Source organism: Cupriavidus numazuensis (genome assembly GCF_905397435.1).
In the GTDB taxonomy this organism is placed as follows: domain Bacteria; phylum Pseudomonadota; class Gammaproteobacteria; order Burkholderiales; family Burkholderiaceae; genus Cupriavidus; species Cupriavidus numazuensis.
In genome coordinates, this window is record NZ_CAJPVI010000014.1 from 24265 (window position 1) to 44836 (window position 20572).

The 20572-nt window shown below is 62.0% G+C and carries 10 protein-coding genes and 2 pseudogenes; 6 read left to right on the forward strand and 6 right to left on the reverse strand.

What is annotated here, in order from left to right:
• Positions 1-107: 107 nt before the first annotated feature.
• From KHO41_RS12980 to KHO41_RS12990, 3 genes and pseudogenes are all read right to left on the reverse strand, one after another.
• Positions 108-719: pseudogene (locus tag KHO41_RS12980) on the reverse strand (tripartite tricarboxylate transporter substrate-binding protein); the annotation flags it as partial.
• A pseudogene (locus KHO41_RS12985) lies at positions 670-999 on the reverse strand (M20/M25/M40 family metallo-hydrolase); the annotation flags it as partial. The pseudogenes KHO41_RS12980 and KHO41_RS12985, both read right to left, overlap by 50 nt.
• Positions 1000-1425: 426 nt before the next feature.
• Complete coding sequence (locus tag KHO41_RS12990; RefSeq protein WP_211953687.1) at positions 1426-2826, reverse strand: replication initiation protein; 1401 nt, start codon at positions 2824-2826, stop codon at positions 1426-1428.
• Positions 2827-4003: 1177 nt separating this feature from the next.
• Between KHO41_RS12990 and KHO41_RS12995 the strand changes: the two genes are divergently transcribed.
• Positions 4004-5215 carry a ParA family protein gene (locus KHO41_RS12995; RefSeq protein WP_211953793.1) on the forward strand — a complete coding sequence of 404 codons (1212 nt, stop codon included), beginning with the start codon at positions 4004-4006 and terminating at the stop codon, positions 5213-5215.
• Entirely contained in the window at positions 5212-6183 is a 972-nt protein-coding gene (locus KHO41_RS13000; RefSeq protein WP_211953688.1) for a ParB/RepB/Spo0J family partition protein, read from the forward strand. Before KHO41_RS12995 ends, KHO41_RS13000 begins: the two co-directional genes overlap by 4 nt.
• 2567 nt (positions 6184-8750) lie before the next feature.
• On the opposite strand, the gene KHO41_RS13005 is transcribed toward KHO41_RS13000, so the two are convergent.
• Positions 8751-10601, reverse strand: a complete 1851-nt coding sequence (locus KHO41_RS13005; RefSeq protein ID WP_211953689.1) for a phage integrase family protein — start codon at positions 10599-10601, stop codon at positions 8751-8753.
• A gap of 661 nt (positions 10602-11262) precedes the next feature.
• Here KHO41_RS13005 and KHO41_RS13010 point away from each other — a divergent pair.
• From KHO41_RS13010 to KHO41_RS13025, 4 genes are all read left to right on the forward strand, one after another.
• Positions 11263-11478, forward strand: a complete 216-nt coding sequence (locus KHO41_RS13010) for an antitoxin (RefSeq protein ID WP_211953691.1) — start codon at positions 11263-11265, stop codon at positions 11476-11478.
• Positions 11479-11504: 26 nt separating this feature from the next.
• Positions 11505-14936: an adenylate/guanylate cyclase domain-containing protein gene (locus tag KHO41_RS13015; protein WP_211953692.1), complete on the forward strand. Its 3432-nt coding sequence runs from the start codon at positions 11505-11507 to the stop codon at positions 14934-14936.
• A 719-nt stretch (positions 14937-15655) separates the two neighbouring features.
• Positions 15656-17212 carry an MFS transporter gene (locus KHO41_RS13020; RefSeq protein ID WP_211953693.1) on the forward strand — a complete coding sequence of 519 codons (1557 nt, stop codon included), beginning with the start codon at positions 15656-15658 and terminating at the stop codon, positions 17210-17212.
• Positions 17213-17306: 94 nt separating this feature from the next.
• Positions 17307-18209: a LysR family transcriptional regulator gene (locus KHO41_RS13025; RefSeq protein ID WP_211953694.1), complete on the forward strand. Its 903-nt coding sequence runs from the start codon at positions 17307-17309 to the stop codon at positions 18207-18209.
• 21 nt (positions 18210-18230) lie between these two features.
• Here the strand turns inward: KHO41_RS13025 and KHO41_RS13030 are convergent, their stop codons facing one another.
• The gene (locus tag KHO41_RS13030; protein WP_211953695.1) at positions 18231-19763 is read right to left on the reverse strand and encodes a class I adenylate-forming enzyme family protein; all 1533 of its coding nucleotides are present in this window, start codon (positions 19761-19763) and stop codon (positions 18231-18233) included.
• 159 nt (positions 19764-19922) lie between these two features.
• Positions 19923-20555 (reverse strand): AraC family transcriptional regulator, encoded by a 633-nt coding sequence (locus KHO41_RS13035; RefSeq protein ID WP_211953696.1) that lies wholly within the window; start codon positions 20553-20555, stop codon positions 19923-19925.
• Between the last annotated feature and the right edge of the window lie 17 nt (positions 20556-20572).

Below are 20572 nucleotides of genomic sequence, written 5' to 3' on the forward strand. Positions count from 1 at the left end.
TCAGGTCCTTGAAGATACCGTTGCTGATCAGGCCATTGACTGCAACCTTGCTGCACTGGGCCAACGGCTGTTCGAGAACTTCGCACAGCCCGCGGAGATGGATAGTCTCACGCTGCGTTGGCCTTTCGGCCAACGCTCCGGATCAGCTGCGTCACTCGTCCCTGGTACTGGTCGAAATATTTGTTCGCCTGCTGCTGCGATTCGATCCGCTGCACGACCGTGCGCCCCTCGGCTTCGAGTTTCGCCCGCACCTCAGGCTTGGTTAGCGCCTCGCCGATGGCCTTGCGTAGCACAGCTACGCGCTCGGCCGGCGTGCCCTGCCTGACGAAGTAGCCACCGCTGATCATGTACTCGAAGTCCGGTACAACGTGACTCTGCGAGATCAGCGGAAGGTGCTTGAGCGGGGCGGGCAACGCCTTCGAAAAACTGCTCAGCAACTTTAGCCGGCCTTGCTGCTGCATGGCTTCAAAACTTGACTGGTAGGGCAGGATGGCAAAGTCCACCTCGCCGCCGGCCAGGCCCTGAAGCGCGGGCGCGGCGCCTTTGTAGGGCACGTGCAGGAAGGTAAGGCCGAGGCGCGCGCCCAGCGCATCGCCCATGAGGTGGTAGATCGAATCGATGCCGACCGTGGCGTAAGTCAGTGGCTTGGCCTTGTTCTGCTTCGCATAGTCAATGAACTTGTCGAGCGTGTCGGCGGGAATGCCATTGCGGATCATCATAGCTCTGCGTGAGGTGTGCCCAGAACGCTGCACCGACAGAGAGCGCCTTGTCGTTGAAGTCGTACATCGGGTTGTGGACCATACAACCTCCGTCCTCGCCAAGGTCATTGCCAAGACGCACGTACGCGCCGGGCCGCCGTTCGAGCATGTACGCGAAGTCCTCGCTACCCATCACCTGCGGCTGTTTCACAACGTTCTCCGCGCCGACGAGGCGAATTGCAGCTTCTCGCGCGCGTTCGGTCTGCGCGGCATGGTTGACGAGCACCGGATACATGCATTCGCGGAGTTGGAATGAGCCTCAGAGTTTCCGAGCTTCGATGCGGGCCAGTCGGAAGCGCAGGCGGAGTCTGGTCTTTGATTGCGCCGCTATTGAATTGGCAGCTCAGTTGCGAAGTCGAGACCTTTCAGACGCTGGCGAAGATGTTCTACATGACGAACAACCCGCACTCGGTTCGATCAATGGTGCACAGTGTCCCGACCGCATCTACTTGCGAACGGAGTGGGCACGTCCGTGCTGCGCGAGGGCCAGCGGTCACGTCGTCTCTGCGATTGCGCGTGCGGCCATTGAGCAGCTCGCAGCATTGTGGGCGCACACCAAGCTCGTTCGACGCGCAAATGGCGAATGACCTTTACCGCCGTTAAGCGTCGTTTGCTGCTGTCGCCACCTGAGGCATTTTCCCAAGGCAACGTAACGTGAAGATATTCTTCAACGCGGAATCGCCGATTTGATCCGACCGAAAACGAACTGTCCCAAGTACCAGGACAAGTCCGGAGTATTGAAGATAACGTCTTCCGTGACGGCTGCGGGCTCCAGCTTCATGCGCCTGAGCACGAGCTTGCCCTCTTTCGACGTAAGCCATGAGCGGACATGTTCCTTGCGAGACTTGTCGTCAGCGGCCTGATAGTGCTCGCGACCTTGTCGAGACTCTTCATTCATGCGAACGCGAGTCTCTTCATCTCGCGAAGCAACACTACGTTCGACCGTAGACTTCGCTGCTACCTTTTCAGCCTCCTTTTCGGCTTCATCGGTGAGCAGCTTTGTCTGGACTTGAACCATGGTTCGTTCGGCTTCGGACATGCGCCAGTTGTCACGCAAGGCTTTCATCAAATAGCCGGACGGGCTCTTCTTCACCTGTCCGCGATTGAGTTTGAACCGCGTGTACTCGATCGCTTGCAGAATGCGATCGTCATTCCAAGTCTCTCGATTCTCGGAAATCTCGGTGAATTGACGCGTGGATAGGTTGAACTCATCCTTCAATATCTTGTAAATCTGGCTCGCGTCCGAAAGGCTTGCCATCACTGCATCTGCGGTGTCCTTACGGCCAAGCAGGAATCGGATGCGGTCGACCTTCTTCGACGAGGTCGATTCGGTCCGGGTTTCGTAGGACAGTTCAATGTCAGATATCTCATTGATTTCTCGAACCGCCGGCTCAAGCCAGTCGCGCTTGAAATACTTGAAGATGCTTGCGTTCGCGCCCATTTTTCCGGGCCAAGTTCGCATCTCGTCCAGTTTGATCCAGTCGGTACGCCCTGTCGGCACGCTAGGCAACACCTTGTCATAGATGGCGCGCGCCAGGCTTCGAGTGAATGCCGTCGAAATCCGCAGGCTTAGCCAGTGGGACTTGCGCGGGTCTCGAATGTGTGGGATCAGGCTGTGATGGACGTCGAACCGGATGCGGCCCCGGTGCATCGCGACCATACCAATCAATTGGACTTGCACCCAAATGTCGTCTTCGGCCGGATCACGGTCCGACGGTGTATTCGTGACGCGAATCTTCGCGTTCTGCGCCTCATCTGCGATGGTGCGCAAGTGCTTCAGGTTGCGGCTGTCATACCGCATCAACCATTTGAAGTAATTCAGTTCAACGTCGTACTGATCAATAACCTCGGGTTCCTGAGCAACGATGAAGTAGGCAGCATCGAGGAACCGGCGCGCCGCCAGGCCCATGTTCACGATTTCCGTGAAGAAATTGTTGCGCTGGTAGCCGATTTCGCGGTTCGCCTCGTTGATCGAGGTACCGAGGTCAAACATGTCTTCGAACAGGGCAAGCGCCATTTGCCGAGGCGTGGTCCTCGCTTTGGTCTCCACCGGGGTCTCGGCCGCCATACTGTTCTTCCCGTCTCTATTGGCTGGCGTGACTCTAGCACGTGATGGTGAGGTGCTCAACACAATGAACCTCACCATGGAAGACACGTTTCATGGGTCGGAGCGCGCGCGCACAACCAACCTCACCTTTCGCACAACCGACCTCACCATTGCGGCAGCGTTTGACCGCTGCCGTGCTGTCAGACCTAGGCTCGATAGGGATATCCACAGGTCCAGCACAACAGACCTCACCTTTGTGGAGTTGGCACAAGGACTCGCACCTTGCGGAACAATGACTATCACCTTGCCTGCACAACAAACCACACAGTGCCTACACAACCCACCTCACCTTTGGCACATTGAACCTCACCTTCGTGGTACCAAGCCATTGATCAAAAAGGGTTTTGGATTTTCCTGTTTGTTTGTCGGTTGGTTTACCTCAAAAAAAAACAAGCAAACAGGGGCCGGGGACTAGCCTGACTCCCAGTACACATGGCCTGCAAGAAAATGATCGCTTCGCGACGGCGTGGTCGCAGTCCAGTGGGCAGGCCCCAGGTCGGTGGATGACTGGAAAGGATATTGTTCGTCGTTTGAGGCACCTTGCCACTTAGTCTCGCCTTGTGTCCGACCCGGTGGCCGCGATGGCTGAGGGTTTCTGTGCCACAAAGCATGGTGAGGTTAATTGTGCATAACGCTGGAGGGGCTGCGATTCACTGCATGGTGAGGTTGATTGTGCTGACTTCCGTGAGAGTTGCACAATGAACCTCACCTTCTGCGGTGAAGTAGACGGGGGGACTTCCAGGGGTCCCAAAAATGGGTACGCGTTGAGCAGTAATGGTTGTTATCTGCCCACTGGAATCTCTGGCTTTTGATGGAATGCTTCGAGCAAGGTGAGGTCGATTGTGCGCGGTCACAGAAGTGCCCTCCTTTGCTCGCGCGACTGACCGCCTTCTGCCCGCTACGGGACTTTGATGGTGAGGTCATTTGTGCAGATTTACTATTCTGTGCCTGCGCCAGGAAGCTACATTCCGGTGGTGTCAGAGGTTTCGTGCGGTGTTAGGCAGTCAAATGTTGCCTAAAATTTAATCAAAGGTGTGGCATTTTCGGAAAGTTGACTTCAAAAACAGTAGTTTATGAAGCATTGCTCAAGCGTTTCCTGTATTCTGAGCTTTCCAGAATTTTGCGGAAAAACCTCAGAATGGTGAGAACAAGTCAACTTCCGGCAGTCGATCGAACTGTCCCACTTGAGCAGATATCCCAGTTCGCGGAGAAGGTCACGATTTTTACGGACGAGCTTCGCGAGACCATCCTTGCTCCGCGGCCGCGAAAGACGGCTCCCGTATTCAAGACCGGCGAAATCGCGGAGATGTGCAGCATCTCGCATTCTCAAGTGCAATACCTCGCGACCAAAGGCGACGGGGAGTTGCCTGCGGGTACTGCAGCCGGAACAGGTCGCACCCGAACCTTTACGCTTGAGGAGGCGCGCATCTGGGTGCAGAAGGTTTCGGACATCTATCAGACCCCGATCGTCACGGGCACGCGGGAGCCGGAAGGGAAAATCATCATCACGGCCCAACTGAAGGGTGGCTCTGCCAAGACTACGACAACGATGTGTTTGGCTCAAGGTCTGACGCTGCGGGGCCGAAAGGTTCTGGTAGTGGACTTGGACCCTCAGGCTTCGCTCTCGGAGTTGTGCGGCCTGTACGCGGAGAAGGATGTCTCGCCGGACGACACCGTTCTGCCATATATCTACGATCAGCAGATCGAGGGCGGGCTGCTGGCCCAGGCGCAGTCGACATATTGGGATGGCCTCGATCTTATTCCGGCACACACCGAGCTAATCGGGGCTGAATTTCATTTGCCGGCCATGCAGAAGGTCAAGCCGGGCTTTCGGTTCTGGACCGTTCTGAGGGAGGGGCTGGAGCCGTTGCGGAAGCACTACGACTACATTCTGATGGACACGTCGCCATCGCTCTCTTACCTGAACTTGAATGCCTTGCTGGCGGCCGACGCGATGGTCATGCCGATGGTGCCGGAAAATCTGGATTTCATCAGCTCGCTGTCGTTCTGGCGCCTGTTCTCGGACGTCTCCAAAAGCTTTATCAAGTACGAAGCAGACAAGAAGTACGACTTCGTTTCGCTGCTGCTATCGAAGGTGGACTATGGACGCACATCTTCCGCGCCGATTGTTCGGGCATGGGCGCAAAGCGCTTATGAGAGCTGGCTGCATTCGATCGAAGTCCCGGCCAGTTCCGTGATGAGCACTGGGGCCCTGGCATTCTCGACAGTATTCGATGTGAGCAGTACCCATAGTGCGGCGAAGTCGCTACAGCGGGTACGCCAGCCGATCGTGGACTATTGCCGATGGCTGGATGAAATCTACGCAGAAAAATGGAGGAGCGCGCAATGAGCAATATGCGAGAACAGCTGTTGGCGAAGACGGCTGGCATACGGAAGACGTCGGCCATTCAGAAGGACGAGATCAAGCGCAACGATCGGACCCAGACTGCACCTGGGTTGGCTGGTGCTCTGGCTGTGGCCCAGATGCGCGTGCAGGAACTTGAAGCAGCGGGTGTCGCGTCGCAGCTCGCTGTCGCGGATATTGTGCCGAACCCTTGGCAACCGCGGCGTGTCTTCAATGATTCCAAGCTTTCGGACCTAGCCGAGTCCATCCGTGAAGTCGGGCTCATGCAGCCTATCGTAGTGCGCCGTTCGGAATCGGGGTACCAGATCGTGGCAGGTGAGCGCCGGTGGCGCGCGCACAAGATGCTGGGTGCCGATACGATCAAGGCGGTGGTCGCCGAGCCCTCCGACGCCGATATGGCGGTACTAGCCTTGGTGGAGAACGTCAGTCGGGATGATCTCTCGGACTACGAGGTTGCGCTTTCCATTCGTCAGACGGAGAAGGAGTTTCCGTCGCGTGCACGGCTGGCTGAAGCCCTCGGGCTGTCTCGCAGTGGTCTTTACCGATTCCTTAGCTTTGGGCAGCTCCCGGAATATGTGATCCGGGACTTGGACTTGCAACCGACTCTGCTTGGTGGGACGGCGGCCGAAGCCATTGTGGCGACTATCCGGAAGTACGGTGAGGCCGGGGATGCAGCAGCGCAGGAGATCTGGCCGCTCGTTGCATCGGGCAGCATGGAGCAAGGCAAGGCAGCGGGCGCGATCAAGGCATTGGCCACCCGTCGAGCGGAAGCTGCCAGTTCAGCAAGCGAGCGGAGCATTGATAAGTTCTTTTCCGGTAAAGAGCATGCGGGTTCCATTACCAAGGATGTCAATGGATTCACTGTGAAGATCAAGGCGGGCGTACTAAGCGAAGCTCTCGAGACTCAGATTCGCCAACTGATCAGCGAGACGTTTCATCACCAGCCGAAGTAAGCTGTCTTTACGTTCAAGAAGAGGCCCGTCATCTAGACGGGCTTTTTTGTTTGGCTAGGATGGGGGCCAACTAGCTGCGATGCTATGGTGGCTCATTCAATCACCGCATCCAGCGGCACTGTCCCGAGTTGGGACGCTGGTTACTCAAGGTCGCAAGGGAGCCGCGGTAGAGGTCTTTCGGATCGGAAACAGGATCGCTAACAGCTCCGTGTGCCACAGATGCATTAGAGCTGTCCCAAGTTGGGACACTCTGCGAAGTTGTCCCCTTCGACGCGCGGCGGCGCTAAGCGTCGCGGGCTGACAGTGCAACCCTCGGCCTGAAACTACAGGCTGTCGCAAGATGGGCGTGGACCAATTCGGGATGCGAGGTCTTGCAGCATCGCCACCAGGTGACGAAGAGGATCGGGCTGTGGCGACCTCCCGTTTGGCGCGTAGCGGAGTGTGGCGGGCCCTGCCAACTGTGCCCCACGGGACACCTCAATTCACGCCTCTCGCGGGCTATCGTGCAAAAGGAGCTCGCAGGCGCAGGCATCCTGACGTGGAATCAAACGTCACCGTCGATTAGGAAGGCGCGACGAGCTCAACTCGGTAGATCGAGCAGGCCCGCTGAATGGTGTTGAGCTGCGCGGGGGACGCGCGCGGAGCGCTTTGCACCGGTGTCGGAGTGTCGCACTGACGGAGATCGAGACGCCCTGTCCCAACTCGGGACAGGGGAGTCATGGAGGCAGCGAATCCTTTGGCTCGTGGCGGGCTTCCGTCTTCGTAGGGTCGCGTGGCTAATAGCTATGGCTCCCCCCGGGACCGAAACCGACTTCATCCGGCACCCCCAGCAGTTTTTCCGTTTGCCAGGCCCAGGACTGTCCCGACTTGGGACACGTCAGCCGGAGCCATTCGAACAGGCCGTCTGGTCGTGAACGCGAGGCTGTCCCAAGTCGGGATGCTCATTGGCATGCAGACGTGGAAGGCCGTGCCTCCGCCGAACTGACTCAGCATGGGTGGCGGTCATGCGATGTTATGACTCTTTGCCCGCACGTGGGCCAGTCTCTCCGAGGCGACGAACTCGACGGCCCCCCTCGGGGGCGTCGCCGCAGACCATCGAGACGAGCCGCATTTGACTGTCCCAACTTGGGAAGGCTGACCTACCGATTCCGTACTCACTCGGCTGGAACGACCGACATTGCTGGGCGAGCACGGGGATAGAAGGGGTGCGCCAGTAACTGAGTGTCCCAAGTCGGAACACTCTGCTGTGGGTTTTGCTTGTTCAAATCTTGCGGACAGGCAAGCCTCCGCGGAGGTCCAGCGGAGCTGGCGTGAAACAGCCGCGATCAAGGGCTGTAGTCGTCATTCTTCCGCAGTCCCACGACGATCGGCAAAAGGCCGCGCTTATGCTTGCGCGTCCATGGGCCTAAGGCTCAGGGCCCGGCTCATGGACGCAATGCAGTTGCCATCTGAACAGGAGCCCAGTCAGGCATCAGGCCCAAGAGCCGTGCTCGGCCGGACAAACTAAGTGCGTCGCCCTGTACCGTGGCAGAGTGCCCCGAGTTGGGACACTCCAGCGCGGATCCGCGTCGAATCGACGCGCCTCTGGACTCACGGCCAAAGCGACCGTTCTGACTAGGAACGGCGGGCCCTATCGGCCATGGTCTGGCGCGCCGGTGCCGAACTCGAACTGTTCGAACAGCTAACTCGCCCCCACTGCCCCGCTTGCAAAGGCTGAGGTCTTCCGGTATCGAGCCATCCGGCGGATGGCCCATCCCCGGTTGGCGGCCACACGACGGCATGAAGAGCGGATCACCAAACTTCTAATCCTGGTCGAGAAGGCGCCCGCCGTGAAGGCAGTCGGCGCAAGCGTGCCCCCGTGCGAGATGGGGCAATGCAATCGAGCAATTGCCATTGGCTTGGCTTGGCAAAAGGATCGAAACAGGTCATGTCGATGACCTGTCGCGTAGGAAGCGCCCCACGCACTCTTGTGATGTCTTTGCTCAGCTCAACGCCGCCAGTAGTCCGAAGGCGTTCGGGTCCCAACCTTGGGGCCTGCGTTAGCGGCCGCCGACTGGCGCTTTAACCGTGCTACTGCCACAGTCCCGTGTCCTCATGTGTCCCAGGTCGGAACGCTTCGGCGATAGGCGTCTGCCACCGGAACCACCCGTACCGCTGCCATCTCCGTTCGTATTCGATAAGTCCCCCGACTAAAGCCGGGACACCCCAGAGTCCCGGGGCCACGTGGGACACGCTGGTGCGGCTCTATGCGTCGGCAACTTCCCTGCCGATGGCGGCTTGCGACGCGACTAACGGGATTGCGATGAGTGTTGAGTGTCCCAAGTCGGGACACCTTGGGCCCGGTCAGCTACCCATGGCACCGCACCTTTCTCCCCCGGCGTAGAAACCGGACTTGGACCAAGACGCAGACGACTGTCCCAAGTTGGGACAGCCGCCCCCCAAGCTAGGGGAGAGCCCCGCTCCAGAGTGATGGTGTCGGTCGTACGACCCATCGGCACATTGCTCACAAAAGGGAGTCAGCTGCGTGGCCGCGGCGCGCGAAAATGCCAGGCCGGACTGGCAGCTTGCTAGGTGGCGTAGAGCTTTGAGACGGCGGTCAGCCCACGCGCGCGTTCCGCGCGGACATACAGAGAGGTCGTCTGCAACGAAGCGTGTCCCAATAGCCGTTGGAGAACGTCTGTTGGCATCTCGTTGGCCACTGCGTGCGTAGCAAAGGTATGCCGCAGCGCGTGGGGCGAGGCCTGGCGCAGCCGCTCCCGCTCGAACGCTCCCAATGGGAGCGTGGTGTCGTCGGCGATACGCAGCAGCGCCGTCGTCAACAGCTGATACAGCCCATCGGGTGAAAATCCGGTGCCAGTCAGGACGGGCGTCCCGTGCTCGCGACGGACGTGCTTGGCTTGGGCAGCGCGGGTGGACGGCACCACCACTGGTGAGAGCAATGCCAGCACTTGATCCGCCTCCTCGAAATCGTGGCCACGGTCCGCCCAATGCGCACGCAACGCCGCGATGACGCGCGGGGGCAGGAACACGGTGCGCCATTTACTGCGCTTGCCAAGTAGGGCCAATTCCCACAGGCCCGCGGGGATGCCAGCCTGCTCCGGGACCGGCCTCAGGTGACAACGCATTGCGCGGGCCGCCTCCTCGCGACGCGCGCCACTGCACCCCAATAGCAGGACAGCGGCGCGTGCTAGCCGGTACTGTGCCCCTTGCGCGTCGGCGTCATTCGCGGCCAGCGGCACGCCCGACGGCCTCGAATCAACCTTGGCACAGAGCTGATCAAGGAGACCGTCTGGCTGCAGGAGATGCTCCCATAGCGGACCCGGCAACGCCTTCTCGATCGCGACCGGCAGTTCTCGGCGCACCGTGAGCGGATCCTGAACGAGCAACCACGGATTGCCGCCCAGATAACGCACGCCTACCAGCCAGGCAAAAAAACCTCGCAGCACCAACACCGCATAGCGCTGCGATTCCGGCTTGAGCGCCCCGACAAAGGGCCGCCAGCGAGCCGACGTGCGTGGCGTTTTCGCGCCAATCCAGGACGGATCGGGCTGCGCGAGGAAATCCTTGTAGCGCTCACAATCGCTGGCGTCCACGCTAGACAATGCGGTGCGGCGCACGGTGACACACCAGAGCAGGAAGCGCTCGAGTTCCTTCTGGTAGGCCCGGGCGGTCTTGTCCCGATCCCGAAAACGGGACAGATACGCGCGGATGGCGTCCAGGTCATGGCGTGCGGCAATGAGACAAAATCCGGGTGCACGATTGCGGCCGTCATGGCCGTCCAGGGACGACACGACTCGCGCGATCTGCTCAAGCGGCACCAACCTGCATGCGAGTTCTGCGCCCAAATCCACCGACGCCGTTTGCGGCGTCTCGTCGGGGAGTGTGAGGGGGCCTAACGTTGTCGAATGGGCTTGCAGCCAGCGCTCGAGGGCGCGCGCCTTGCCGGCACCGAGCCGCGGCACGGGCAGATACCAACGCCGGCCGCGCAGCGCGATATAGCCCTGCAGTTGCGCTAGCGTCTGGATGCCCTCCTGGCGTAGCGGCCGGAACACGACGGGCCGCAGCCAGGCCGAGACCGGATCCTCTGGCTGCGGCTGGGAAACATCCTTGTCTGCAGCCCGCACCAGATAGTCGATGGCACTCTTGGGCCAACGATTGAAGCGGCGCGCATCTGCCAGGCTCGCCGACAGATAGGGATTGCTCAGGCACACACGTTCGACCAGATGGTCACGCATGGCATCAAGTCGGGCTTCCAGTTGAGTCGGGGTCTCGATCCCGATGGCCTCCAGCGCGTCTTCATCGTACACACGCGCAAGAATGTCCGATGTCGGAATGCGGTTGAGCCGGAAACGCAGCGCGGTGAAGTCGGCCCGGGTATAGCGTGGGATCGTGGCAGCGACGTGATTGTGTTGGGCCATAAGAATTCGTTGGGGACGGGCGTCAGTTTCTTACCTGATAACATTAATTCTGACCCTGTGTCGGGATGGCGTGCCTAGTCCAAGAGGCAAACCATGAAGACCCTACCGCACTGGCAACGGGGCACTTTTCTGGCTAAACTTGCCTGCATCGCGGCGCTGAGATCACGCACGTGCGCGACCCAGCGGTCTCTTCTTCAGCCGTTAGCGCCGTTCCCGGCACCTTCCTTAACGGTCTCCCACCCTAAGTGCAGTCAGCGAAACCCCGTATAGTACGCAAAAATTCAAACCTGATAATAGCAGTTATCAGGTAAGTGATCGACGGACGCCTTGGCGCCCTATGTGGATGTCGGGAAGGCGCGAGTGCAGCCGCGGCGGACGTGTCGTTCTCGGCCGAGTTCGCTCACGCGAGTCTTTGCCCCGCGCCTTGACGCATCCATGAAACGCAGGCGGCGTCGGCGGTGGCCACTTGACGCGGTCTGGCCGGCCGCCGGACAAGGCAAGTGCCCGCCTTCCAGCGTGTCGCGGACGCTGCTGCGCGCTGCCAACGCCTAAAGCTGAAGCGGGGTGCCCGCAGCACCATGGATGCGGGGGCGCCGTTGAATCCGCGCCCGCTGCCTCTAAGACATCTATATTTTTTGTAGATACACGAGCGGAGGGGAAGATGGAATTCGCCAAGGTGCTCCGACATGGAGGTTTGCAGGCCGTGGGGCTGCCCGAAGACCATCGCTTTGACAGTGCCGAAGCGCGCATTCGTCGACACGGCGCCGCGGTGATTCTCGAACCCGTGTCGCAGGACTGGGCTTGGCTGGTGCCATTGGTGAGGCCAGTCGACGCCGATTTCGAGTCGGCCGCAGTCGCCCGGCCTGAGGCTCAATAGCGCGACTGACGGGGCAAGGGGACAAGATGCGCTGCACCCATTGCCAGGCGGAGAACCCCGCGGGCACCCGGTTTTGCGAGACCTGTGGGCAACGGCTCGCGCAGCGCTGCGCGCACTGCGGTTATGCGTCAAGCCCCGACGCGACGTTCTGCGGGGCCTGCGGCGTACGGCTGGCGAGCCCGTCTGGCACCTCGCCGCCGCCCGTTGCGCCCTCGGTGCCAGCCCCCATTCTCTACACGCCCCCGCACTTGGCCGAGCGCATCCGTGCCGAGCGGGCCGCCATGGAAGCCAAGGGCGTCGACGCCGGCGGCGAGCGCAAAACCATCACCGCGTTGTTTGCGGACATGGCCGGCTCAACGGCATTGATTCAGGACCTGGATCCGGAGGAGGCGCGCAGCCTGATCGACCCCGTGGTCGCGCTGATGATGGAAGCCGTGCACCACTACGAAGGCTACGTGGCCAAGTCCCTCGGCGACGGCATCCTGGCGCTGTTCGGCGCGCCGATCGCCCACGAGGACCATGCGCTGCGCGCGCTGTTCGCAGCCCTGCGGATGCAGCAGGCCATGCGCGCGCATAGCGACAAGGTGCGCCTGGAACAGGGCATTCCGCTGCAGATCCGCGTCGGCGTGCATACCGGCGAAGTGGTGGTGCGTTCGATCCGCAAGGACGACTTGCGAACCGACTATGATCCGGTCGGCCACACCATCCACATCGCCGCGCGCATGGAAGGCGTCGCGACGCCGTCCTCCATCCTCGTCAGCGAATCGACCCACCGGCTGGCCGAGGGGTACTTCGCGTTCAAGGCCTTGGGCCGGACTCAGATCAAGGGGCTGCGCGAACCGCTCGCGGTGTACGAGGTGCTCGGCCTGGGTGCGCTGCGCACGCGCCTGCAGGTTGGGGCGCACCGGGGCCTGGCCCGATTTGTCGGGCGCGAGGCCGAACTCGAGCGCCTCGGTGAGGCATTGGCCCTGGCCAACGCCGGGCGGGGGCAGATCGTCGGCGTGGTGGGCGAAGCGGGCGTGGGTAAATCGCGCCTTTTCCACGAGTTCAAGGCCCGCGCGCCGTCCGGTTGCATGGTGCTGGAAACCTTCTCGGTGTCGCATGGCAAGGCGTTCCCGTACTTGCCACTGATCGACTTGCTGCGGAATTATTTCCAGATCACGGCGCAGGACGACGAACGCCGCTATCGCGAGAAGGCGACCGGCCGGCTGCTGATCCTGGATCGCACCCTCGAGGGGCATCTGCCTTACCTGCTCTACCTGCTCGGCTTCCTTGAGCCCGGTTCGGCGCTGCCCACGATGGATCCGGCCATCCGTCGGGCACGCACATTTGAGGCGATCACTCGGCTGCTGGTGCGCGAGAGCCAGAATCAGACCCTGATGGTGCTGTTCGAAGACCTGCAATGGCTTGACAGTGAAACTGAAGCGTTCCTCAATGTCCTGATCGAAGCGGTGTCGAGCGCCCGCATCCTGCTGCTCGTCAACTATCGGCCCGAGTACCGGCATGACTGGGGCCGCCTGTCCTGCTATACCCAACTGCGGTTGGAACCGCTGGGGCAGGCTGAAGCCGAAGGCCTGCTCTCGGCCCTGCTAGGCGACGATGCTTCCCTGGTGCCGCTCAAGCAATTGATCCTGTCCAAGACCGAAGGGAACCCATTTTTCATGGAGGAAGTGGTCCAGACCCTGGCCGAGGAAAACGCCTTGCTCGGCCAGCCGGGCAGCTACCGGATCGAGAAGCCGCCGCTCGCGCTGCATATGCCCACGACCGTGCAGGGGGTGCTCGCGGCCCGCATCGACCGCTTGCCGGTGCCACAGAAGGAACTGTTGCAGACTCTGGCGGTGATCGGCACGGACTTCCCGGCGAGCCTGGTCCGCCATGTCACAGGGCAGCCTGACGACACGCTGCAGCCGCTGCTGGCGGACCTCCAGGCCGGCGACTTCATCTATGAGCGGCCTGCCTTCCCCGAGGTAGAGTACGCGTTCAAACATGCCCTGACGCAGGAGGTGGCCGGCAACTCGCTGCTCTCCGGGCAGCGTAGCCGCTTGCACGAGCGCACGGCGCGGGCCATCGAAACCCTGTTCCCGGACCGGCTCAATGAGTACTGCAGCGAGCTCGCGCACCACTACAGCCAAAGCGGCAATGTCCCGAAGGCCGTCGAATACCTGCAGCTGGCGGGCAAGCAGGCCATGCAGCGCTCCGCGCAACTGGAAGCGATCGGCCATTTGCGCGCGGCCCTTGAACTGGTGAGGACGCTGCCAGAGACCCCCGAGCGCCAGCGCGAGGAACTCGCGCTGCTACTGAGCCTGGGTCCGGCGTGGATGGCTGCGCGAGGCTATGGGGCGCCGGAGGTCGAGGCGACCTACACGCGGGCCCTCGCCTTGAGCGAACAAGGTGGGAACACGCCGCAATTCTATTCGGCACAACTCGGGCTGTGGTCCTTTTACCTGCTGCGTGCCCAGCTCAATACGGCCCAAGCGTTGGGCGAGCGGTTGCTCGGCCTCGCGCAGGAGGCACAAGACCCGGAACAGCTTGCCGAGGCACATCGCGTGCTGGGGGCGACCGTGTTCCGTCTGGGCCAGATCGGCCAGGCCCGTACGCATATGGAGCAGGCACTGGCCTTGCACCGCCCAGACCGCCCGTCGTATGGGCATTTCTTGCGCTATGCGCGAAACCCGGCGGTCCACATGCGCAGCACGCTGAGCTGGATCCTTTGGTACCTCGGCTGGCCGGACCAGGCCCGGGTCCGCTGCGAGGAGGCGCTGGCGCTGGCCAGGCAGGCTTCGGATCCCTTTGCCCTGGCGCTAAGCCTGATCTTCGCGGCCGAACTGCATCAGCGGCTCGGTGAGCGGGACGCGACACTGGAGTATGCCAATGCCGCGCTCTCCCTGTCGCGCGAGCAAGGGTTCCCGCACTACCTCGCGTGGGCCACGATCCTGCGCGGCTGGGCGCTCGCCCGGCAGGGAAGCGCCCAAGCGGGCATCGCCCTGATCCACCAGGGGCTGCGCGACCACCAGGCCACCGGGGCCGCGCTTGGGCGGCCGTCCCTCCTCGGACTGCTCGCCGATGCCTATCTCGCAGCCGGGCAGCCGGAATCCGGGCTGCGCGTGCTGGACGACGCGCTGGCGCTGGTGCACGACACCGGCGAGTGCTTCGATGCTGCGACGCTGTATCGCCTGCAGGGCGAGTTGAGGTTGGCGTGGCCAGGGGAGCCAGCCCATTCGTCCCCCATGGAGCAAGCTGCGCAGGCTTGCTTCGAGAAAGCCATTGACCTCCCCCGTGAGCAAGCGGCCCTTTCGCTTGCCTTGCAAAGCGCCCTCTGCCTCGCCCGGCTTTGGCACCGCCAAGGCCAGGACGGCGCGGCCAGGGACATGCTGGGCGAGATCGCGGGCGCGATTTCGGAAGGGGCTGACACTGCAGACTTGCGTCACGCCAAAGCGCTGCTGGACGACCTGGCGTAGCGGATGGGCCCATGCGAAATGGCCGCATCGTGTGCGCGCCGCCGCCAGGCCTCCCACGGCGTGATGGACTGAGATGGGTCAGCAATTGTGATGCACAGCCGGGTCCAGTTGCTTGGGTCCACAGCGGTACTTGCGCGCAAGCTTTTGTTGAGATGCGCGACGATCGCATCGATGTCGTCTTTCCCTTTGTGCCGGGCCCGTGCTTCTCGGATATCGAAGAACACAGTTTCCCACCGCCATCGGGGGTGTTCTGCAAGCGCACGTCGAGGGTGTAGACGAAGGATGGGTAACGAAGGTGCAGTCCTTACTTGTTCCAAAGTACGAAAAGATCTCCGCCACCGAGTTGAGGGTAGCGGCGCCCATTCCTATGATCAGAACGCAATGCAGGAGCGTGTGGAAGCAGGGTGGCGAACCCAATATCATACAAAAATCAATCGTTGATAAATCACTGAAATACGGATAGGATTGAGTCGTTCCTTCTGACGCAGCAACCGTAGCGCTCTGGGGTCACTCGGCCTTGGATGCCATTGAGCGCACATTGCATTCCCTCGGCGCAGCGAAGTCGTGAAACTGACCTTTGAGGGGAGGCAGCTCGCCGATCGGCCGGAGACGGTCGCATTTGCGCTGCGTATGGAACTGCTCGCCTAACAGCAGTGAACCAGGAGCAAGGAAGGCTGTGCGTCCGGCGAGCGGGACGGTGGGTAAGCAGGAAGCGAAGGATGGACACAACGGCGAAGGGACTGCGGGACATTGAACAGGACCGGATGCGCATGACCGTGTTCGCCTGGGCGCTGGCGCTTGCCACCGGGCTGGATTATTTCGACAACGCGATGTTCGGCTTCTTCACGCGGCACATCGCGGGCGGCATCAATGCGTCGCCCGATGAACTGGTGTGGGCATCGACGGCCTATGCACTGACGTCTGTGCTCGGCATCCTTCAACAGCAGTGGTGGGTCGAGCGCGTCGGATACCGCCGCTACCTGGGCGCCAGCCTTCTGCTGTTTGCCGTCGGCTCGGTGGGGGCCGCACTCTCCGAATCATCGATGGAACTGGCGATGGCAAGAGGCATGCAAGGCTTCTTCATCGGCCCGGTGATGAGCGCTTGCCGTATCCAGCTGCAGGCTGGCTTCACGCCGCAGGAACGTCCGGCAGCCACGCGGGCGTTCCTGCTCATGATTCTGCTGGCGAGCGCGCTGGCGCCACTGTCTGGTGGCTACCTGATTGCGCAATTCGGCTGGCGTGCGTTGTTCGCCGGCACGGCGGTCGCTGGCCTTGCACTGGCGGTGTTTGCCTGGCTTGCGGTGCCGCAATCCGGCCAGATGCCTGACGCCGACCGTGGTGACGTGCATTTTTGGCCCTACGTTTTGTTCGCTGCCGGCCTGGGAGCGTTGATGATCGTGATGCAGCAGGTGCGCTTCGAATTATTCAGTGCATCACCTGCACTCATGTTTCTGACCCTTGGCGGCCTGCTCGCGCTGGCGTGGTTCGTGTGGCACCAATGGCACCACCCACGGCCGCTGGTGCGCCTGCATGCGCTGCGCGAGAAGACCTTCCAGATGGGGATCGCGTTATACGTGCTCTTCTACTACCTGAGCCATTCGCTTGGCTACCTCGTTTCTCGCTTCCTGGAGGGCGGGCTAGGGTATCCGGTCGAGAATGCGGGACAGCTGGTGGGCTTTACGGCGTTGGCGTCGATGATCGGTGCACTTGCGTATTTCCGGTATGCATCGCTCGTCCAGCGAAAGAAGTGGCTGATCGTTCCGGGCTTCCTGCTTGCCGCGCTGGCCGGCAGCTGGATGCGGCACATGCCATTCGGTGTCAGCAGCTCCTGGCTGGTGCCGCCACTGGTGTTGCGCGGTCTGTTGCTGTTGTTCGTGGCGCTGCCGGTGGCGAACATCACGTTCCGGACTTTTGCAGTCGAGGAATTCAGCCATGGCTATCGCTTCAAGAACATTGTCAAGCAACTGACGTACTCCTTTGCGACGGCGACCATGATTATCCTGGACCAGCACCGATACGCCGTGCACGAGGCTCGCCTTGCCGAGTTCGTGACCCCGTCGAACCCCGCCTACCAGGCTACGCTCGAACGGATGATGCATGCCTTTGAGAGCGTCGGGCAGACAAGCAATGAGGCTGCCAGCTTGGCGCTGCATGAAATCAGTCGGATGGTCGCGCAGCAGTCGAGCTTCCTTAGCACGCTGGACGGCTTTCAGTTTGTCACCTGGATCGCTGTTTGCGGCGCGATGCTTGCAATGTGGCAACGACGTATTGAATAAGGTCCATCAGACTTCGCATGGCCAAAGTTGCTGCAATTAGTGATGAGCGCGTTGTGTTGGGGGATAATCCGGTACGCCGCTTGGGATGGATGTGATGCGCTTTGACCTGGTAGACCTGAAACTATTCACACATATCGCTGAAGCCCAGAGCCTGACCGGCGGTGCCCAACGGTCACACCTGTCGCTGGCCGCTGCCAGTACCCGGATCAAGAACCTGGAGGAGCACGTCGGCGTCAAGCTGCTGAGCCGAAGTAGCCAGGGGGTGAAGGTGACGGGAGCGGGGGAGACGCTGCTGGCTCACGCCCGCCGGGTTATCCGCCAGCTGGAGCAGTTGAGCGGTGATCTGCAAGAATACGCGTCGGGCGTAAGGGGCCATGTGCGCGTCTTCGCCAACACGACGGCGATGAGCGAGTTCCTGCCTGCGGTACTGCGCACTTATCTCGTCAACCATCCTGACGTGACCATCGACATGCAGGAACGACTGAGCCCGGACATCGTGCGCGCGGTGCAGGAGGGCATGGTAGACATCGGGATCATTGCCGGGAATGTGCGTACCGAAGGGCTGGAAGTCATGCCATACCGGAGCGACCGCCTCGTGCTGGCCACCGCGCTGAGCCATCCTCTTGCCGAGCGAAGAAGCATCGATTTCATCGATACGCTGGACTATGAGTTCATCGGCCTGCCGGAGGCGAGCGCGCTCCACACCTTCCTCAACCGCGCCGCTACGGACTTGCAACGGGAGCTGCGTTGGCGTGTCCAGGTCAGCAACTTCGAGACGGCCTGCCGCATGATCGAGGCCAATGTCGGCGTTGGCGTGCTGCCGGAAAGTACCGCGGCACGCCATGCGGGCACGATGGCGCTGCGGATCGTCCAGCTCAACGACGAATGGGCCGAGCGCAAGCTGCAGATATGCGTCGCCGACCCCGAGGCCTTGCCGCTGTTTGCGCGCAAGCTGGTCGATCTTTTGGTCGAGGACGGGCTCGGTCGCCAGGACTGATTCAGCCCCCGGCCGTTCCTGCTATGTCTTGTCCGCGACCATCTGCTTGAGCTGGTGCTTGAGCAGCTTGCCGCTGGCTGTGGTGGGGATCGTGCTCACGCGCAGGATCTTCTCCGGGCGCTTGTAGGGTGACAGCCGGTCGACCAGGTATTCCTGCAACGCGGCCGCATCGAACTTTTCGCCGTCCTTGATTTCGACGAAGGCGATCACCTCCTCGTTGCCGTCCGCGGCAGGCTGTCCGACCACGGCCGAGAGACGCACCGACGGATGGGTATTGATCACGGATTCGACCTCGATCGGGTAGACGTTGAAACCCGAGCGGATGATGAGGTCCTTGGTGCGGCCCACGATGAACAGTGCCCCATCGGGCCCGAGCCGGCCGATGTCGCCGGTATTGAGCCAGCCGTCGGGGCGCAGGGCTTCGGCGGTCAGCTCCGGCGCACGGTAGTAGCCGCGCATGACACCCGGCCCTCTGACCCACAGCTCGCCCGGTTCGCCTTCCGGCACCGGTTTGCTGTCGGGTCCCACTACCTGCAGTTCGGCGCCTTCGACGATCTCACCCGCCGAGCAGTCGCTGCGCGGGCGTTCCATGCGGGTCACGAACAGGGAGCCCGTATATTCAGTCATGCCGTAGCCATGGTGCAGCGGTTGGCCGAACATCGCCTCGACCTCCTGTTTGAGCGTCGGGTCGAGCGGGCCGCCGCCCGTATAGAGATAGCGCAGCCGAGGCGACGGTGCCAGCGGCGTGCCGCTGGCCCGCACGTGCGAGAGGATGCGGCTGAACATGGTCGGCACGCCCTGCAGCAGGGTAATCGTCCCCTGGCGGATCGCTGCGGCGATGTCGGCGGCGTTGAAGCGGGCGCTCAGGTACAGGGTGGCCCCGGCCTGCAAGGTCGACAACAACAGCGTGCCCAGGCCGAACACATGCGACATCGGCATGACCGCGTAGGCGCAGTCCTCGGCGTGCATGCGGCGGGATTCCACGGTGACACGTGCGAAATGCAGTAAGCCGCGGTGCGTGACCATCACGCCCTTGGGATGCCCTGTGGTGCCCGACGTATAGATCAACGCGGCTACCTCGTGTGCCAGCGCTTCGGGCTCGCGCTCGCTGGTCTCGTCGATGGCGCTCGCCATGAGCGGACCCAGGCCGGCCGGAGCGACCTCTCGGGCTCGGTAGCGAATGCCGTGCCGCAGCGCATCTGGCGAGGCGGCATGGGTGAACAGCATCAGCCGCGGGTGGCAGTGACCCCGAATCTCCTCGATCTCGCGTGCCGACAGGCGGGCGTTGACCACCACCGGCCAGGCGCCCAGTTCCGACAATGCGAAGACGAGCGTGATCACCGCCAGGCAGTTTTCCGCGGCGATCAGCACGCGGTCGCCGGGCCCGACGCCCTGTGCCTGCAGGTAGCCCTCTGCGGCCTCGATGCGCTCCCACAGCTGTGCAAAAGTGACCGTGCGGCCATCCTCGAAGACGGCAATGTGCCCAGGGGTCTGGGCGGCCCAGTGGCGTGGGATGTCGCTAATCCGTTGTGTCGTATCTCGGTCCGGGGCCATCTCGTCGGGATTCCTGGTACTGGGTAAAAAGGCCGTCAGAAGCCGTTCTGCAGGGCGAACGATGCCAGTGTATGTGGGCCGCCAGTGCGCTGCAATCGCGAATCGGCAAAGGTGGATTTCCTTGTTTCCGAATGCGCTTGGGCCACCCTGGTGCCGCGATCAGGCCAGTTGCCGCTCCGGCCAATGTGGCACGAATGTCGCGGTGCGCGGGGTGGCAATGGCCGCGCGCCCCGTGCCGAGCCGGCCGACTGCGTGCAGCGACAGGCCGAACCAGTCGTAGAAGGCCGCTTCCAGGTCGTTGCGTGGCGACCAGCCGGTGCGCCGTCTCAGCTCTGCGGATCCGGCAGCGTCGGCAAGGACCTCGAACAGTGCCCGCATCAAGCGCTGGGTGCGGCATAGCTCGGTCAGCGCGGCGCCTTCCGAGAACAGTGTCCGTCGCACCTGCGCCGGCGAGCCGCGCAGCAAGTCAGCGATGAACGCCGCGCTCCAGGCATGCTGCGGCTGTACGAACACACGACGCGAGATGCGGTGGTGAAGCGACATGCCAGCCGTACTGCCGGATTGCAGCTGGAGTTCCAGGCTGCAGCACGCCGGCTGGATCGCACCGCCATCCAGGCACATGTCGATGGCCTCAAACGGTGCAATCACCAGGGGGTGCCCGGGAACGACCACGCGCTCGAAGCCGCGCCGCCGCACCAGTGTCCGGCCCTGCGTTGCCGTGATGACCAGCGGGAACGCCGGCAACAGGCGGGACAGGTGGACGGGTGAGGCAGCCTGTAGTTGGACGCGCATATTGGGAGCACCCGTGT